Annotated in this window: 12 protein-coding genes; 11 read left to right on the top strand and 1 reads right to left on the bottom strand. The window is 52.4% G+C overall.

Features of this window, described 5'->3' with window-relative positions:
- Nucleotide 1: 1 nt before the first annotated feature.
- The 4 genes from IMCC3135_RS26175 (at nucleotide 2) to map (ending at nucleotide 7,045) form a co-directional block, all read left to right on the top strand.
- Complete coding sequence (locus IMCC3135_RS26175) at nucleotides 2-2,962, top strand: ATP-binding protein (protein WP_169727530.1); 2,961 nt, start codon at nucleotides 2-4, stop codon at nucleotides 2,960-2,962.
- On the top strand, nucleotides 2,959-4,800 hold the full coding sequence (locus IMCC3135_RS26170) for a putative bifunctional diguanylate cyclase/phosphodiesterase (protein WP_088920269.1): 1,842 nt from the start codon (nucleotides 2,959-2,961) through the stop codon (nucleotides 4,798-4,800). Before IMCC3135_RS26175 ends, IMCC3135_RS26170 begins: the two co-directional genes overlap by 4 nt.
- Before the next feature lie 352 nt (nucleotides 4,801-5,152).
- Entirely contained in the window at nucleotides 5,153-6,184 is a 1,032-nt protein-coding gene (locus tag IMCC3135_RS26165; protein WP_088920268.1) for a GIY-YIG nuclease family protein, read from the top strand.
- 114 nt (nucleotides 6,185-6,298) lie between these two features.
- Nucleotides 6,299-7,045: a type I methionyl aminopeptidase gene (gene map / locus IMCC3135_RS26160; protein WP_088920267.1), complete on the top strand. Its 747-nt coding sequence runs from the start codon at nucleotides 6,299-6,301 to the stop codon at nucleotides 7,043-7,045.
- On the opposite strand, the gene IMCC3135_RS26155 is transcribed toward map, so the two are convergent.
- Nucleotides 7,046-7,921, bottom strand: coding sequence for a LysR family transcriptional regulator (locus IMCC3135_RS26155; protein ID WP_088920266.1), 876 nt, complete (start codon nucleotides 7,919-7,921; stop codon nucleotides 7,046-7,048).
- Nucleotides 7,922-8,031: 110 nt separating this feature from the next.
- Here IMCC3135_RS26155 and leuC point away from each other — a divergent pair, with 110 nt between their 5' ends.
- From leuC to truA, 7 genes are all read left to right on the top strand, one after another.
- Nucleotides 8,032-9,435 carry a 3-isopropylmalate dehydratase large subunit gene (gene leuC / locus IMCC3135_RS26150; RefSeq protein ID WP_088920265.1) on the top strand — a complete coding sequence of 468 codons (1,404 nt, stop codon included), beginning with the start codon at nucleotides 8,032-8,034 and terminating at the stop codon, nucleotides 9,433-9,435.
- Between the two features lie 13 nt (nucleotides 9,436-9,448).
- Entirely contained in the window at nucleotides 9,449-10,093 is a 645-nt protein-coding gene (leuD, locus tag IMCC3135_RS26145; protein WP_088920264.1) for a 3-isopropylmalate dehydratase small subunit, read from the top strand.
- The gene (locus IMCC3135_RS26140) at nucleotides 10,090-10,749 is read left to right on the top strand and encodes a glutathione S-transferase family protein (protein WP_205737720.1); all 660 of its coding nucleotides are present in this window, start codon (nucleotides 10,090-10,092) and stop codon (nucleotides 10,747-10,749) included. The genes leuD and IMCC3135_RS26140 overlap by 4 nt, the downstream gene beginning before the upstream one ends.
- A 14-nt stretch (nucleotides 10,750-10,763) precedes the next feature.
- The gene (leuB, locus tag IMCC3135_RS26135) at nucleotides 10,764-11,864 is read left to right on the top strand and encodes a 3-isopropylmalate dehydrogenase (protein ID WP_088920263.1); all 1,101 of its coding nucleotides are present in this window, start codon (nucleotides 10,764-10,766) and stop codon (nucleotides 11,862-11,864) included.
- Nucleotides 11,861-12,883 (top strand): aspartate-semialdehyde dehydrogenase, encoded by a 1,023-nt coding sequence (locus IMCC3135_RS26130; protein ID WP_088920262.1) that lies wholly within the window; start codon nucleotides 11,861-11,863, stop codon nucleotides 12,881-12,883. Before leuB ends, IMCC3135_RS26130 begins: the two co-directional genes overlap by 4 nt.
- A gap of 134 nt (nucleotides 12,884-13,017) precedes the next feature.
- Nucleotides 13,018-16,374 carry a motility hub landmark protein FimV gene (locus tag IMCC3135_RS26125; protein ID WP_088920261.1) on the top strand — a complete coding sequence of 1,119 codons (3,357 nt, stop codon included), beginning with the start codon at nucleotides 13,018-13,020 and terminating at the stop codon, nucleotides 16,372-16,374.
- Between the two features lie 20 nt (nucleotides 16,375-16,394).
- Nucleotides 16,395-17,192, top strand: a complete 798-nt coding sequence (gene truA, locus IMCC3135_RS26120) for a tRNA pseudouridine(38-40) synthase TruA (RefSeq protein ID WP_088920260.1) — start codon at nucleotides 16,395-16,397, stop codon at nucleotides 17,190-17,192.
- Nucleotides 17,193-17,241 lie beyond the last annotated feature (49 nt).

Here is a 17,241-nt window from a genome sequence, read left to right as displayed (position 1 = left end):
TATGTCGCGATTAGTGGCGCTGTTCAAGGCACGGCCCAGGCTGCCCGCGCGATTTCATATAACCGTTGGTCTGGTATCGGTTATGACAACCATGGTGCTGGTGGCGAATTTTGCAGGCTTCGTACCCGATCGAAATTCGGCGGTACTAGAAGGTCAGTTAGCCTTGGCAGAGTCAGTCGCCTCTTCGACCTCGCTTTTGTTGAGGCGGGGCGGTTTGCCAGACATAAAAGACCATCTGGAATTTGTACTTGATCGTCAAGCTGCCTTGACATCCATTGTTCTCGAACGCGAGCAGAACTCATCGACAGTGACGCTGGGTGTGCCTATTAATGAAGCTGTGAATGCATTCCAGTTTCCTCTGATGCGAGGTAACAGGCCTTGGGGTGAACTGACGTTTCAGTTTGACGAACAAAGGACACAGAGCTTGATAGATCGCTGGCGCGAGTCGCCTTTTGGTTTGTTGAGCTTTATTTCTCTGTTGTGCTTTCCAGCTATCTACTTTTATCTGGGCAAAATGCTCAAAGAACTCAACCCGTCATCGGCCGTTCCGGGGCGAGTGCGCAGCGCGTTGGATACGATTGCTGAGGCGTTGATCGTCATTGATAGACAAGGCAATATTGTATTGGCCAACTCGGCCTTTGCAAGCTTGAATGGTCAAAGTGCCGATAAGTTGCTGGGTGTTCAGGCGAACAGACTTGGCTGGCAGATACTCGGTGATGACAAAACCTTGTTTCCCTGGCAGCAGGCGCTCGATCTGGGATTGCCTACGCGTAATACCATGACAGGGTTTGTCGACAGTGACGGGCAGGTCAGAAAATTTCTGGTCAACTGCTCACCGGTAACCGGGGCTGAGGGACGGGTTGGTGGTGTCTTGATCAGTATGGATGATGTCACCTTGCTGGAAGAAAAAGAGATGCTGTTGCGCCAATCCATGCACGAGGCCGAAGAGGCAAATCTGGCCAAAAGCGAGTTTCTGTCAAACATGAGCCATGAAATCAGGACTCCAATGACAGCTATTCTGGGTTTTACAGAAGTGCTCAAACGCGGCATGAGTCTGAGCAAAGACGAACAGCAAAAACATCTGAAGACAATCTCTGACAGTGGTCAACATCTGCTGGAGTTGATCAATGATGTTCTGGATCTGTCCAAGGTGGAAAGTGGTGCCATGGAGGTTGAAAGCATACCGGCAAATGTTTGCCAGGTTGCTCATGATGTCATCAAGGTGTTGCAGGTCAAAGCTGCTGAAAAGCAGGTAGAGCTCAAGCTTGAGTTACTGACTGAGTTGCCTGAGACGGTCATATCGGATCCGGCGCGCCTGAGGCAGATCATGACCAATCTGGTGGGCAATGCGATCAAATTCACCGAGCAGGGTAGTGTAAGCATCGCGATATCCTGTACCCCCGTGGACAACAGTATGACGGTGGTTATCACGGACACCGGAATTGGCATGACACCTGAGCAGCAGGCTTCGATATTCGAGGCTTTTACGCAGGCTGATTCTTCAATCAATCGACGTTTTGGTGGTACTGGGCTTGGCTTGTCGATCAGCAGAAATTTTGCCGAAGCTCTGGGCGGAGGTATTGCTGTTAGTAGCGTGCCAGGGCAAGGCTCCACCTTTACATTAACAATGCCCACGGGTGATCTTGCGGGCGTGCCTCTATATGGCTCTGACGAATTGCTGAGCATGATCGATTCGATCGATACTCAAATGGGTGAGTCGCATTGGGTGTTTCCGGCAGCATCGGTTCTGGTGGTAGATGATGCGGTGGAAAATCGTGACTTGTTGTCGCTGGTACTCAAGGATCTGGGGTTGCAGGTGACACTTGCTGTGAACGGTCGCGAGGCGGTAGATCTGCTGGATACGCAAGAGTTCGAAGCTATTCTGATGGATATTCAGATGCCTGTGATGGATGGCTATCAAGCGGTTGCAGCTCTACGGGCCAAAGGCGTGACCGTGCCGGTGGTGGCTTTGACAGCGAATGCCATGAAAGGGTATGAAGAGAAGATCAAACAAGCCGGATTTTCACACTATCAAACCAAGCCGATCGATCTGGATAAGCTCACCAGATTGCTGGGAAAGCTACTCAAAGGTGTCGAGCATGCAGGCCCGTCAGAGCCAGGTCCGACAGAGGATGCTGAGACGCCCATAGTACAGGAGCAATCGAGCACCGCAGCACCGGCAACCGTGAGTGAATGCCAATATTTGTTCAGTTCTCTGGTGAATTCAAACCCCAAGATGAAGCCCATTGTTGAGCGATTTCTGGGCAAGCTGAAAACGCAGCTCCAGGCCATGCGAGATGCTCATCAGGCGCAACGATGGCAGGAGCTGGCAGATCTGGCGCACTGGCTAAAGGGCTCTGGAGGTACGGTAGGGTTTGATCAGTTGTATGAACCTGCCAAGGATCTGGAACAATCGGCCAAGGATCATGACAAGGAGCTGGCCATGGAGCTGCTCACACAGATTGAATCCTTGTCAGAACGGCTGCGATCCGATCCATCTGATGATTCAAACAGGCAAGTGTGCGCAGATGAACTAAAAAGGATCGAATTGGAGAAAGAGAAGGCTTCCCATGAGGGGCAGGTCACACAAACACCGGATCATTTAAGTAGTGAGTCGCTTGCAGTCGATACCCCTGTTATCAGTTTATTGTTAGACCAAAACCCCAGGTTCCATTCCATTGTCGAACGCTTCGTTACAAAGCTTGAAGAACAAAATAGCCTACTCGTGTCTGCTTGTGAACAAGCAGACTGGAATCAGGTGGCAGAGCTTGCCCATTGGCTCAAAGGATCGGGGGGCAGCGTCGGCTTCGATGGTTTTACAGCACTGGCGGCCGAGCTGGAGCAGGACGCAAAGGCAGGCTCGGCTGAAAAAGTACGCAGTAGTATTGACGCCATCCAGATTTACTCTGACCGAGTTTTGCAGGGTTGGAACGATCCCACTTCGCAGAGGAAGTCGGCATGAGAAATGACCTGAATAAAAATGACAGGCATCAGCCGGCAATGGCGACCCAGGCTGATGGGAGCGTGATGGATCAACATGAGCTGGCTCGCATCATCATTGATGACGCCAAGATCATGATGGTGGATGATGAAGAGATAAACATGGAGGTTCTTCAGATACATCTGGAGGAGGAGGGCTATCGGCGTTTTGTCTCCGTAAGTGACTCAACGCAGGCGCTACAGCGTATTCGCGAGGAATTACCCGATGTGCTGTTGCTGGACATCGTCATGCCGCAGGTCTCTGGCTATGACATTCTGACCGCCATTCGTGATGATGAAACGCTACGCTATCTACCGGTCATCGTACTGACATCGGCCAATGATGCACAGACCAAGCTCAAAGCTCTTAAGTTGGGGGCAACCGACTTTCTGGCCAAGCCGATCGATGCCAGCGAACTGGCCTTGCGCTTGAGCAACACGCTGACAGCGGTGGCCTGGCAGAAGCGCATGAGTGAGGTTGACCCTCTGACTGATCTGCCTAACAGGGCCTGGTTCACGCGAATGCTGCGGCAAAAATGTGAAGCTTGTCGTGCTGAGAGCTCCAATTCGGCGTTAATACTGATTAACATCAATCGTTTCAAATCCATTAACGATTCCCTCGGGCCTGCCCGAGGCGATGAAGTGCTGCTCTTGTTCAGCAATACAGTGCTTGAGTGTTACCGAAAGGGGATCAAACAGCCCTGGTTTTCCAGTGATGTATCTGATGACACGCTACCAACCGTTTCTCGACTGGATGGGGATCGGTTTGTTGCGTACTTGCCGCTGAGTGAGCAAGGGGCGCCTAGTGACATACTGACATCATTAACCGAGTCGCTGATCAATGCTCTTAACACCCCATATGTTGTATCCGGTCAATCCATTTATCTGAGCATCAGTGTCGGAGTCTCCTTGTTAAGCGACAAGACCTTGAGCGTGGAGACGCTGATCAATAATGCGGAAACCGCGATGTTGTTTGCCAAGCGTCGTAACGACAAGACCTTTGCAATCTATTCGGACTTCATGGATGCCAAGGCTCGCGAGTTGTTGAGTTTGGAAAACGGACTAAGAACCGCGGTAGATAACGGCGAGATCTTCATGGTCTATCAACCCAAGGTTCACGTGGCCAGCAATCAGATCGCTGGCGCTGAAGCTCTGGTGCGCTGGTTGCATCCGGAATTAGGGCTTATCTCACCGGTCAACTTCATTCCTCTGGCGGAGGACTCAGGCATGATCGTCTCGATCGGTGAGTGGGTTTTGCGTGAATCCTGCTTTCAGGCAAGACGCTGGCAGCTGATGGGGTACAAAGACTTCAAGATTGCGGTCAATGTATCTATCAGGCAGCTGCACGAGCCGGATTTTATCAGCACGGTCAAAAGCGCTTTGCACGACAGCGAGCTACCGCCAGAGTCTCTGATCATAGAACTGACAGAAAACATGATCATGGAAAATGCCGAGTCCAACGTAGTCAAATTGCAAAAACTCAATGACCTGGGTGCCAAGATATCCATTGATGATTTTGGCACCGGCTATTCATCACTGAGTTACCTGCAACGATTTCCACTGGATCAGCTAAAAATAGATCGCTCCTTTATCAGCGAGATAGTGTCAGATTCCAGTCCTGCACCCATCGTCAAGGCAATGATTTCCCTGGCTCACGACTTGGGGTTGAGTGTGGTGGCAGAGGGTATAGAAACCCCCGAACAACTCAAACGTATCCAGCTGCTCAAGTGCGAAGAGTATCAGGGCTATCTGTGCAGTAAACCTGTCATTGCCACAGAGTTTCAGACCTTACTCGAATCGGACTATCGCCTGCAGGCTTGAAAGACCGATAATGATGTAAGCACTTTGCGATCGCAGTCCTTCGTAGCAGGCGAAGGCTCTGAAGTCTGCGCGCATCCGTGATACACCGAACCTGAAAAATTCGGTTCCGTCTTTAGCGAAAAATCCCTCTCACTGCTGGCTGAATGCCATATAATTTTTACAGTGAAAATGATCGTATGGAAAAATGAAAACCTGATGCGATTGGTTGGTAGCTTTTTCTGCATACGTACAGGCTGGTTTGGTCGTAAACTATCTATAAATTGCAGTGTCGCGCTACATCGAATATTAATATACCGTTGATGCTGTTTTTATCGTTTCGATAACCACAATAATAGAAACAAGGATTCCATCAATGGATAGTGTTGAGGCCGTCACAAGCGGTTATGTATATATTTTGGAAGTGAAAGACATACAACTGCCTGTATGCAAAATCGGAATGACGACTCGAACCCCTTCTAAGCGATGCTCAGAAATCAATAAAAGTTCGACCGGTGATTTTATCTGGGCTGTAGCTCATTCAGTTACAGTTGATGATTGTAGAAAACTGGAGTCCCTTATTCACGCCAAGTTGTCTCCGCTTAGACAGAAAGGGCGTGAGTTCTTTAGTCTGAATGCCGATGATGCCTATCAAGCAATGATCTCAATTCTTGACTCTCAGAGCGAAATAACGAGAGCTGAGCTAAAAGACGAATCTATAGCCACAAGCCCCAACTCTGCCCCGTCGCCTAAAATGGAAAAGGCGAGCTTCAAGAAAATTGATTCTGAATATGCTGAGTTACTACAACAATTTTCGTCCTTGTTACAGGTGAAGGGTCGGCCTTTTGGTCAGCTGAATAGACCCATGTTTGGAATGAGCGATGGGAATCAAGGGGTTCAATGGAACCTGGCCGTCATTCCGGAAACCGGTGAAGTCAAGTTGGGTGTGAATCTGGAAGGCAGTGAGAAAACAGGAAAATGGTTGATTTCCCCTTTTATTCTCTCAGAGCCTGATATTGAACAGGTGAAGGCTCTGGCGGAAGATAAGGACAGTGTTCATATCCGTTTTACTCGCGATGCATGGCAAGGAGCTGCAAGGCTGGATATTGTTGAAGAGTTCTTGGGTGGGGGAGAGGTTCGCTTGGCAGAGCTGGACTCTACTCATTGGGGGGCCGTCTTAAAAGAGGCATTGACCTGTCTTGACGAAAAGAACAATTTTCGTAAAAGAAAAGTGGGGCAGACGGTGACTCTGAAATCTGATGGGCGACGTGTTGAAAAGGACATTTCTCCTCACCTCACAATCTGGACACCGGTGAGTATGGATGGTGATATTGAGAAAAACCTCAAAGAGAAGATCAGGCAAATGACTCCGATTTATAATTGGGTGGTTGCTTCCTGCGGCCTCTAGCTTCAATCAACTGGCAGGTGCCACAAGTCCCATTCAGGCAACCCCCACCCAGCCAATCTACTCCACATCCACTAGAATACACACGACCACTCTAGACCCATAGCGCAGCCAGCCATGACCGTAGAATCCGAAACCGACATAGCCGCTCTCAAGCTTATTGGAAGCATCGTCTCTTATGTTCTGCACGAAATGCTGGATGCGGCGGAACCGGGAATGACGACGCTGGAGCTGGATACCCTGGGTGGTAAGTTGCTGGAGGAGCGGGGCGCGCATTCGGCTCCTAAGCTCACTTATGACTTTCCTGGTTATACCTGCATCAGCATCAATGAAGAGGCTGCGCACGGTATTCCGGGCAGTCGTGTCATACAGCCTGGTGATGTGCTGAATGTCGATGTGTCGGCTGAGCTGGGCGGTTTTTTCTCTGATACCGGCGGCACCCGTGTCATTCCGCCTACCAACCCGCAGAAAACACGCCTTTGCCATGCCACGCAGGTGGCGCTGCAACAGGCCATGAAACAGGCTCGTGCGGGTCGGCCCATTAATGGGATTGGTGCGGCTATCGAGCGCACGGCTAAAAAACACGGCTTCAGAGTGATTGAAAACCTGAGTAGCCATGGCATCGGCCGGTCATTGCATGAGTCGCCTACCAGCATTGCTGGCTACTTTGACCCTGCCGACAAGCGCGTTCTGAAAGAAGGCATGGTCATTACCATCGAGCCATTCTTCTCGACCAAGACTCGTATAGTCACAGAAGCATCCGATGGCTGGACGCTCAAAGGTGCCCCCGGCAACCTGTCAGCGCAATATGAGCACACCATGATTATCACCAAAAGTGACCCTATCGTGCTGACGCAGCACTAATCAGCCTCGTAATAGCGCCATAAAGGCGGTTGCCGCCCTCGATAGCGTTCTGCCGCGCAAACACACGGCCCCCAGGTTGCGTTGCATACTCAGCCCGGTGACCGGCACATCCACAATGCCCTCGTCAATCATGTTGCTCGGCAGGGCGCTCCAACCGAGTCCAACGGAGACCATCATCTTGATGGTTTCCAGATAATTGGTTTCCAGAGAGGTCTCAACCGTCACATCAAACGGTCGCAAAGCATCCAGCAGAATAGTTCGAGTGACTGTGCCTCGGGCAGGCAGTACCGCGTTGTAGTTCGTCAGGATTGCTGGTGTCACCTCAATGCCTGCTGCCAAATCAGCACGCAATGGGTGATCCGAGGCGCACACAATGCTCAACGGATCGGGCCACACCAGTTCGGTGAGCAGTGCACTCTCCAGCTGATCAGGCAGTGTCACCACCGCCAGCTCAATATGCCCGTTCAACACCTCGTGGCAAGCTAGCTCAGAATCCATGAACAATAAATCCAGCTCCACCTCGGGGTAGGTCTGGGTAAAGGCTTTCAACACTGGTGGCAGCCGGTGAATCCCCACATGATGGCTGGTCGCCAATCGTAAGCGTCCTCCTACCTCAGCCCCTAGCGATAACACCTCATCGCGACTGATTTCAATATCAGCCAGAATGCGTTTGGCGCTGGTCAGAAATTTTTGCCCCGCTTCGGTTAACTGGATGCGACGACCCAGGCGGTCAAACAGCAGCACCCCCAGATCATCCTCCAGGGCAGCAATGCGTTTACTGACCGCAGGTTGCGTCATGAATAATACTTCTGACGCACGGGAGAAGGAGCCCAGCTCGGCTACCGCGACAAATGCTTTCAAAGAGGGGAAATCCATCTATGTATTCCAACATGGAATACAACGAATAATCAATATGCATTTGAGTTATTTGAATGTAGCCGATAGAATCCACATCCCCGTAGCATCCATGAAGAGGGCATTGGCAGATGGCTGGCAAGACCTTGTATGACAAAGTGTGGGACGCCCACGTCGTCCACAAAGAGGAAGGAGACACCTATCTGCTCTATATAGACAGGCATCTGGTGCACGAAGTGACCTCCCCACAGGCTTTTGAAGGCCTGAAAATGGCCGGACGCAAGCCCTGGCGTACCAGCTCCATGCTGGCGGTGGCAGATCACAATGTGCCTACGACCGATCGTGCCAATGGCATCGCTGATCCCATTTCGCGACTGCAGGTGGATACGCTGGACGAAAACTGCGAGACTTTCGGCCTCGTCGAATTCAAGATGAACGACCTGCGACAAGGCATCGTGCATGTCATCGGGCCTGAACAGGGCGCCACGTTGCCAGGTATGACTGTGGTTTGTGGGGATTCTCACACCTCCACACATGGTGCATTCGGTGCTCTGGCATTCGGTATCGGTACCTCTGAGGTGGAGCATGTCATGGCCACACAGACGGTTTTACAGAATAAATCGCGCAACATGCTGATCAGCGTTGACGGCGAAGTGGGCCCGGGCGTTACAGCGAAAGACATCGTGCTCGCCATCATCGGCAAGATTGGTACCGCTGGTGGTAACGGCTGTACTCTGGAGTTCGGTGGCGAGGCCATTCGAGCCTTGTCCATGGAAGGTCGCATGAGTGTCTGCAATATGGCCATTGAAGCAGGCGCACGCGCAGGCATGATCGCTGTTGATCAAACCACCATCGACTACCTGAAAGGTCGCCCATTCGCGCCCAAAGCAGACGTTTGGGACCAGGCTGTTGCCGCCTGGCAGGATCTGAAAAGCGATGATGATGCCGTTTTTGATGAAGTGGTGCATCTGGATGCCACACAAATCGAGCCGCAAGTGTCCTGGGGGACATCCCCTGAAATGGTTACCTCCATCAATGGCTTTGTGCCAGACCCTGCCGCAGATGAAAATGCGGGCAAGCGCGAAGGCTTCGAACGCGCTCTGGAATACATGGATCTGCAGGCCTCGACACCTGTCACTGACATCCAGCTGGATCGCATCTTCATCGGTTCATGCACCAACTCGCGCATCGAAGATCTGCGGGCAGCAGCAGCTGTCATCAAGGATCGAAAGGTGGCAGACACGGTCAAGCAGGCCTTGGTGGTGCCAGGTTCCGGTCTTGTAAAACAGCAGGCCGAAGAAGAAGGGCTGGACAAATTGTTTCTGGATGCAGGTTTTGAATGGCGTGAGCCGGGCTGTTCCATGTGTCTGGCCATGAATGCGGATCGCCTGGAGCCGGGTGAGCGCTGTGCATCCACCTCCAACCGTAACTTCGAAGGTCGGCAAGGTCAGGGCGGTCGTACCCACCTGGTGAGTCCTGCGATGGCCGCAGCGGCTGCTATTGCTGGTCATTTCGTCGACGTCCGCCACTTCTAGTCAGGAGAACATCATGCAAAGCTTTACAAAAATGAAGGGCTTGGCCGTTCCACTGATGCGCTCGAACGTGGATACCGATGCCATCATTCCCAAGCAGTTCCTGAAGTCGATCAAACGATCGGGTTTCGGTGTGAATCTGTTTGACGAATGGCGCTACAAGGACGCAGGTTTTCCCGGGCAGGATTCATCAACCCGTCAGCCGAACCCGGACTTCGTCCTGAACAAGCCGCGTTACAAAGGCGCACAAGTACTGATCGCCGGTGAGAACTTTGGTTGTGGCTCATCCCGTGAACACGCTGTCTGGGCACTGGGTGACTATGGTTTCCGAACTGTCATCGCTTCAGGATTCGCCGATATCTTCAACAACAATTCCTTCAAAAGCGGATTGTTACCGATCGTGCTTGATAAGGAAATCACCGCAAAGCTGGCCGAAGAATGCGAAAGCAGCGAAGGCTATGAGCTGGATATCGATCTGGAAGCCCAGACCGTTACAACGCCCAATGGTGATGTTTACCCGTTTGAAGTCGACAGCTTTCGCAAGCACTGCCTGCTCAACGGTTTTGACGATATCGAACTGACCTTGCAACAACGTTTCCGCATCGAAGAATACGAAGTTGCTCGTCGCAAAGCAGCCCCCTGGTTGTTCGATTCGCCGTGAGTGTCAGCAGCCTCAAACTGGTTATCGGCAACAAGAACTATTCATCATGGTCATTGCGTCCCTGGATATTGATGCAGCACGCGCAATTACCGTTTGATGAAGTGAATGTGCCGCTGTTTACCCCAGAAGGTGAGGCTCTGCTGGAAAAGTTGTGTCCAGCCAAGCGAGTGCCGGTCTTGCATGACGGCCCGCTTGTGCTGTGGGACTCCTTGGCAATCTGTGAATATATTGCCGACAAAGTTACTAACCATTCACTGTGGCCGGAGCGCGCCGTCGATCGCGCTCGGGCGAGAGCCATGAGCGCCGAGATGCATTCGGGGTTTGCCGCTTTGCGAGAAGCCATGCCCATGAATTGCCGACGGCAGATTGAAGGGTTTCGACCAACGCTGGAAGTGCAGATCGACATCAATCGCATTGTGCAATTGTTTGAAGATGCACTTCAGCAAAGTGGCGGCCCTTGGCTGTTCACTCATTACACGGTTGCTGATGCGATGTTTGCGCCGATTGCGTCACGACTTAACACCTACCAGATCCCGCTGCCGAATCTGTCACAACAGTATGTCTCGCGTACTTTGAGTGATCCACCCATGCAGGACTGGTATGCTGCCGCCGCAGCGGAAAAGGCGGTCATCGAAAAATCCGAAATTCAAGTCTGAAAGGAACACCATTGATGTCTCAAGCACGCAAGATTGTCATTCTTCCCGGTGATGGAATCGGGCCAGAAATTATTGCAGAGGGTCGCAAGGTTCTGGATGCAATCAATGAGCAGTACAACCTCGGTCTGAGCATGGAAACCTGTGTGTTCGGCGGGGCTGCCTATGATGAAACCGGTACGCCGCTTCCGGAAAGCACCCTGAACGCCTGTCGTGACTCGGCGGCAATCCTGTTGGGTGCCATTGGTGGGCCGAAATACGATAAAGCGCCTCGTGAGCTACGCCCTGAGCGTGGACTGCTGGGCCTGCGATCCGAACTCGGACTGTTTGCCAATCTGCGTCCCGCCTTGCTTTACCCGGAACTGGCTGCAGCCTCTTCACTGAAGCCTGAGCTGGTTGCAGGGCTTGATCTCATGATCGTTCGTGAATTGACCGGGGGTATCTACTTCGGTCAGCCACGCGGCATAGAAGAGCGCAATGGTGAGCGAGTCGGATTCAATACCATGGTGTATAGCGAGTCTGAAATTCGACGAATCGGCATACGCGCTTTCGAAATTGCCCGTCAGCGAGGCTCTCGACTGTGTTCGGTCGACAAAATGAACGTGTTGGAAGTGTCAGAGCTTTGGCGAGAAATCATGATCGATGTCAGCAAGGATTACCCGGATGTAGAGCTGACTCATATGTTCGTTGATAATGCCGCCATGCAGCTGGTTCGCGCACCCAAGCAGTTCGACGTCATGGTGACCAGTAACTTGTTCGGCGATGTTCTATCTGACGCCGCAGCGATGCTGACCGGATCCATTGGCATGTTGCCATCGGCGTCGCTGAATGAGGCCGGGCAGGGGATGTACGAACCCATCCACGGATCGGCTCCGGACATTGCCGGAAAAGGCATAGCCAATCCGTTGGCGACCATTCTGTCAGTCTCCATGATGCTGCGCTACACACTGAAAGAAGCCGAAGCGGCTGATGCCATTGATGCTGCTGTGGCGCAGGTGTTGGCACAGGGCTATCGTTGTCAGGATATAGCGACGGGCCAGAGTGAAGAGAAAGTAATCAATACAACTGAAATGGGTGATGCTGTAATAGCGGCCCTGCAAGTCGGAGTAGATGCATGAGCAAGACCTATGATGTCGCTGTCGTTGGCGCAACTGGAGCGGTTGGCGAGACCATCCTGTCCATTCTTGCTGAGCGAAACTTTCCAGTAGGCAATGTTTACGCATTGGCGAGTTCGCGTTCAGCGGGTAAGCGAGTCGAGTTCGGAAACAAGCTGTTGGTTGTACAGGATCTGGAAAAATTCGATTTTTCTACGGTGCAAATCGGTATTTTTTCACCAGGCGCCTCTGTTTCCAAGATTTATGCTCCCAAGGCGGCAGCTGCCGGCTGTGTCGTGATCGACAATACATCACAGTTTCGATATGACGATGACAAGCCGCTGATCATCCCTGAGGTTAATGCGCATGCCCTTGCTAGTTACAAGGACACCAACATCATTGCAAATCCGAATTGCTCAACTATTCAGATGCTGGTAGCGTTGAAGCCGTTACATGATGCTTTCGGGATTACGCGCATCAATGTATGTACCTATCAGGCAGTTTCAGGTACTGGCAAGGAAGCAATTGAAGAGCTCAGTGTCCAGACAGCAAGGCTATTAAACGGCTTGCCAGCAGAGGCCTCGGTCTATCCAAAACAGATTGCATTCAATGTCTTGCCGCAGATTGATGACTTTCAGGAAAACGGTTATACCAAGGAAGAAATGAAGATGGTATGGGAAACCCACAAGATCATGGAAGACAGTTCTATAGCCGTCAACCCGACCTGTGTACGTGTCCCGGTGTTTTTTGGACACTCTGAAGCTGTCCATATCGAAACTCGTAAACCAATTACTGCGATTCAGGCCCGAGAATTGCTCCAGTCAGCACCAGGAGTGGTAGTTATGGACGAGCGAAAGGCAGGGGGCTACCCCACCGCTGTGACTGAGTCAGCCGGAACTGATGCAGTCTTTGTTGGGCGGATTCGCGAAGACATCAGCGTTGAAAACGGACTGAATTTGTGGGTTGTGTCCGACAACGTTCGTAAGGGTGCAGCGCTGAATAGTGTTCAGATCGCTGAATGTCTCGTTCAGGACTATTTGTAAACGCTGATCTATATCGGAATAGATGCAATAATTGATCTATAGAGAAGCGTTGTTACAGTTAACTACGTTTGACCTGTGTCGGTGGTTTACGGACACTGCACAATCAGGTCTAACGTCTGAGCGGGATTTAATACGTGCGAAAACTAGCAACGGCTGCAGCAGTTAGCCTGGCATTAGCCTCCGGTGGCGCCTTCGGACTTGGTCTGGGCGACATCGAGATGCGCTCGGCGCTGAATCAGCCAATGAATGCCGAAATCCGGCTCACTTCTGTGAAAACAGGTGAGCTGGAAGGCATGATTGTGCAACTTGCGTCGGCAGAGGCCTTTGAAAGGGCGGGCATCGAGCGCTCGACGGTGTTGACGGACTTGCGATTCTCCGTCGACCAGAGCTCGGGGGTGCCGGTTATTCGCATTTCCAGCCAACGACCTGTGGTTGAGCCTTTCCTGAACTTCCTGCTGGAAGTGGACTGGCCACAAGGTCGAATGGTTCGTGAATATACTGTTTTGCTGGATCCGCCAGTTTTCATGACACCGACTGCAACTGAGCGTAATACGACCTCAGATCAGCCGGCGCTAGTGGATCGTGGAACAGAAGCCCTGGTTGTGCCTACACCGATTGAGCGCAACGAAGGGTTTGAAGTTGATCTGGGTGGTCTTGCTGAAGCTCCCGCTGACAGCCAGTCCGCATCAGATGTAGGTGAAATCGTTTTACTGGAAGTCATGCCAGATGTTGAGCTCATGTCAGGAGATGAGGCTGTCAGTGGAAGTAATGGCGAAATAGTCGCCCTTACAGATCTGGGAGCTCCCAATCAAGACGCTCTGGAGCAACGTGAGCAGGAAGCAAGCGCTGCAGACGACTTCAATGTAGAGCTGATTGGTGCCGGAGAAGAAGTTTCAGATACCACCGTCATCGGTGAAACTGGCAATGGCGGTGGGGAAGATGGGTCTACCATCGTATCCCTGGAAGATCTGTCACCAGCAGAAGCGCCTCAGACAGCAGCCCGTCAGAGCGCTGAAGTAACGGTTGGCAGTGGTGACACTCTGTTTGAAATTGCCAAGAGCAATTCTGCAGCTGGTGTCTCTGTGCAACAGATGATGATGGCATTGCTGGCTGCCAACGAATCCTCATTCATCAACAAGAACATCAACCTGGTCCGGGCAGGCTCCATACTGCGAGTACCTGACACAGACGAGGCAACACGTCTGACACAGCGGCAGGCCATGTCTGCTATCGGTCAGCAAAACCAGCTGTGGCAGGAGTATCGCGATCAGTTGCTGGGCTCGGGTTCAACCCGTCTCGCCTCTGGTGACACAAACGTGACGCCAGCCGGAACAGTGACTGCACCGTCTGATACTGCAGCCATTGATACAGCCGCCCTTGATCCAGAGCTGAGCTCGGAAGACTCGGTCGACGGACTCTCTGCTGAAGCGCGGGCTATTCTGGACAATGCTCGATCGGAAATTCTTGATCGTGAAGAGCTGCGACTGGTTGCGGATGATGCACCTACAAGTACCACGGCCAGCGCTACGGCCGATGAGACCACAGACAATGACGCCACACGTCTGGGTGAATTGAATCGCAAGTTGCAACTGGCTCGCGAAGAGCTTTCTTCAACGCGTGTGCAGTCTGACGAGCTAACGGAACAAGCCGGTGAGCTGAAGGGTACGACGGACAACCTGGATTCACTGATCTCCTTGCGTCAGAACGAGATTTCCCAACTGGAAACCCAACTGGCAGATGCACGTGAAGCGGCTGCCATAGCGGAGGCAGAAGCCGCCGAAGCAGAAGTGATTGCTGCTGCGGAAGCCGGAGAAGCAGAGGCTATTGCCGAAGCGAAAGCCGCCGCCGAAGCTGAGGCTGAGGCTAAAGCCGCTGCACAGCTTGCTGCCAATGCTGGCGACACAGTTGTCGAGGCAGGCCAGGACGTTGTTACGGCTGTTGGTGATGCGGGTGCCGACGCTGTGGCTGAAGTGGAAGAGATTGCAGACTCAGGCGTCAATGCATTAACGGAGGCAGGGGAGACGCTGGGTGATGTTGAGCTGATCGATGAAAATGCGACGGCAGACACCGACACCGAAGAGGCGCTGATTCCACCACCGCGTAAGCAGACTACCTGGTATCAGGACTTCATGAGCGACCCCAAGCGCATGGCAATAGCCGGCGTCGGTGCGGTCGGATTGCTGGGTGTGCTAGGCACCTTGTTGTTCCGTCGCAAGCGTCGTGATGATGATTTGCTGGATATTGGTGATGAACTCGAATTCGCCAACGACGAAGACGCTGCGGGAATACCGGCTGACAAAGCGGCCAAGTCCGGCAACGGTGTTGGTCTGGCAGCGGGTGCTGCTGCGGTCGGAGCCACTGCAATCGCCGGCTCTGATCGCGAAGAAAAGCAGGACAATGCCTTTGATGACCTGACGGTCCCTGCTATCCCGTTGGGTTCTGATTTGCAAACGGGCAATGAGGTACTGAACAAAGACGACACTATCTCCGAAGTGGAGGTCTATCTTGCCTATGGTTTGCACGGTCAGGCTGAAGAGCTGCTTGCCAAAGCGACAGAGCGCGATCCCAATAACGAGGAATATGCGCAGAAGCTTCTGCAGACATATCATGCTCAGGGTAATGCTGACAGTTTTCAGGCAACTGCCAGTAATTTCCATGCGCGCTTTGGTGGCGAGGAAAATCCGGCATGGCCAGCGATTGCTGTCATGGGTGCTGAATTGCGACCCAATGATGCCTTGTTCGCTTCAGGTCGTGAAGCGGTAAGTCGTATTGGTGCCGGTCATTCTGATGGTTCCGCGATGGGGGATGAGGATTTTCTACCTGCGCAGGACTATGACACCGGCAGTATTAATCGCGGCTTTGATTCTGCTTCAGATTCTGTGGATTTCGACAGTGCAGATGAATCAGAGCTGATGGAGCAGAGCCTTGATCCAGCGTTTGCCTTTGATGAAGGTGACCTGGAAGCGACGGGCGATTTTTCCGAACTTGCCAGTGAAGTGGCGAACGAGAAGAAAAACAGCAGTATTGAATTCTCCGATTTTGATGCAACTGGCGGTGATGTTTCGTTAGGTGGTCTGACGGGTGAAGATCTGCTCGACATGCCTGGTGATCTTACCAACGAGTTGTCCGCAGATCTGACCGAGGGTGAAGGGTTAAGTCTGGATGAACTGGATAACGTTGCTTCGGTAAACGATCTGACTCTGGATCTGGATCAACTGTCGGGTGACTTGGAACTGGATAGTTCTGAGTTGATGAATGCTGATTTGTCCGACCTGGACCTGCCTGATTTGAGTGTTGATAACGACATGTTCGACGAAAACGTCGGTATGGGTGACAACGCTGATGAAATGGACACCATGCTGGATCTGGCGAAGGCCTACATCGATATGGGTGACAAGGACTCTGCCAGCAGTGCGTTGGACGAAATCGTCAAGAGCGGCAACCCGGCGCAGGTCACCGAGGCTGAGACTCTGTTGCGCAAGATTTCATGATCAAAGGCCAGTGACCGTCATTGTCTAATGCCAGAATCGCCCTCGCTGTCGAATACGACGGCGGGGGTTTTTGCGGTTGGCAGCGTCAACCACATTGCCACTCTGTACAGGCAGAGCTCGAGCGGGCATTAAGCCGGATAGCTCAGGAGCCTGTCACGGTTTACTGTGCCGGTCGTACTGATACCGGCGTACATGCTGCGGCTCAGGTCGTGCATTTCGACACCTCTCTGGATCGCCCGCTTCGCGCCTGGAGCTTTGGTGCTAACTCCCATCTGGACAAGCGTGTTTCGGTACACTGGGCGGCAGTAATGCGTCCGGATTTCCACGCGCGTTTCTCCGCGACACAACGCAGCTATCGTTACACTATTCTCAATCGTGCAACCAGACCTGGTTATCAGGCAGGTACGCTGGGCTGGGAGCGTATCCCCCTGGATGCACCGAAAATGCACGAGGCTGCTCAGGCACTGATTGGGGAACATGATTTTTCCAGTTTTCGTTCCTCCGAGTGCCAGGCGAACCATGCCAGGCGGTGCCTGTTACGAATCAGCGTCCGGCGCGAACAGGATCGAGTGATTATTGAAGTCGCAGCTAACGGCTTCCTGCATAATATGGTACGTATTCTGACGGGTTGTCTGCTGGCTATCGGTCGAGGTGAGCGTCCAGTGGACTGGATGGCCACGCTGCTTGCCGGGCGAGACCGGAGGGCTGCTGGAGTGACAGCACCGCCACATGGTCTGTGCTTTCTGCAGCCTGGTTATCCTGAAGAATTCGGCGTGCCGGACTTCGAGTCCAGCAAATCCAATCCCTGGCACCCTTGAGGGGTGTTGTTCTAGAATTGTCTGGGTAAGCAGCTGCCGTGCTGTTGCC

The sequence above is a fragment of the Granulosicoccus antarcticus IMCC3135 genome (assembly GCF_002215215.1).
Lineage (GTDB): Bacteria > Pseudomonadota > Gammaproteobacteria > Granulosicoccales > Granulosicoccaceae > Granulosicoccus > Granulosicoccus antarcticus.
Note: the sequence above shows the minus strand (reverse complement) of the source record. Positions and strands in the feature narration are given on the sequence as shown.

Coding starts and splice junctions, on each gene's coding strand:
- map (WP_088920267.1), top strand. CDS start 6,299: ATGACCGTAGAATCCGAAACCGACATAGCCGCTCTCAAGCTTATTGGA.
- leuB (WP_088920263.1), top strand. CDS start 10,764: ATGTCTCAAGCACGCAAGATTGTCATTCTTCCCGGTGATGGAATCGGG.
- IMCC3135_RS26170 (WP_088920269.1), top strand. CDS start 2,959: ATGAGAAATGACCTGAATAAAAATGACAGGCATCAGCCGGCAATGGCG.
- IMCC3135_RS26165 (WP_088920268.1), top strand. CDS start 5,153: ATGGATAGTGTTGAGGCCGTCACAAGCGGTTATGTATATATTTTGGAA.
- IMCC3135_RS26155 (WP_088920266.1), bottom strand. CDS start 7,921: ATGGATTTCCCCTCTTTGAAAGCATTTGTCGCGGTAGCCGAGCTGGGC.
- leuC (WP_088920265.1), top strand. CDS start 8,032: ATGGCTGGCAAGACCTTGTATGACAAAGTGTGGGACGCCCACGTCGTC.
- IMCC3135_RS26130 (WP_088920262.1), top strand. CDS start 11,861: ATGAGCAAGACCTATGATGTCGCTGTCGTTGGCGCAACTGGAGCGGTT.
- leuD (WP_088920264.1), top strand. CDS start 9,449: ATGCAAAGCTTTACAAAAATGAAGGGCTTGGCCGTTCCACTGATGCGC.
- IMCC3135_RS26175 (WP_169727530.1), top strand. CDS start 2: ATGTCGCGATTAGTGGCGCTGTTCAAGGCACGGCCCAGGCTGCCCGCG.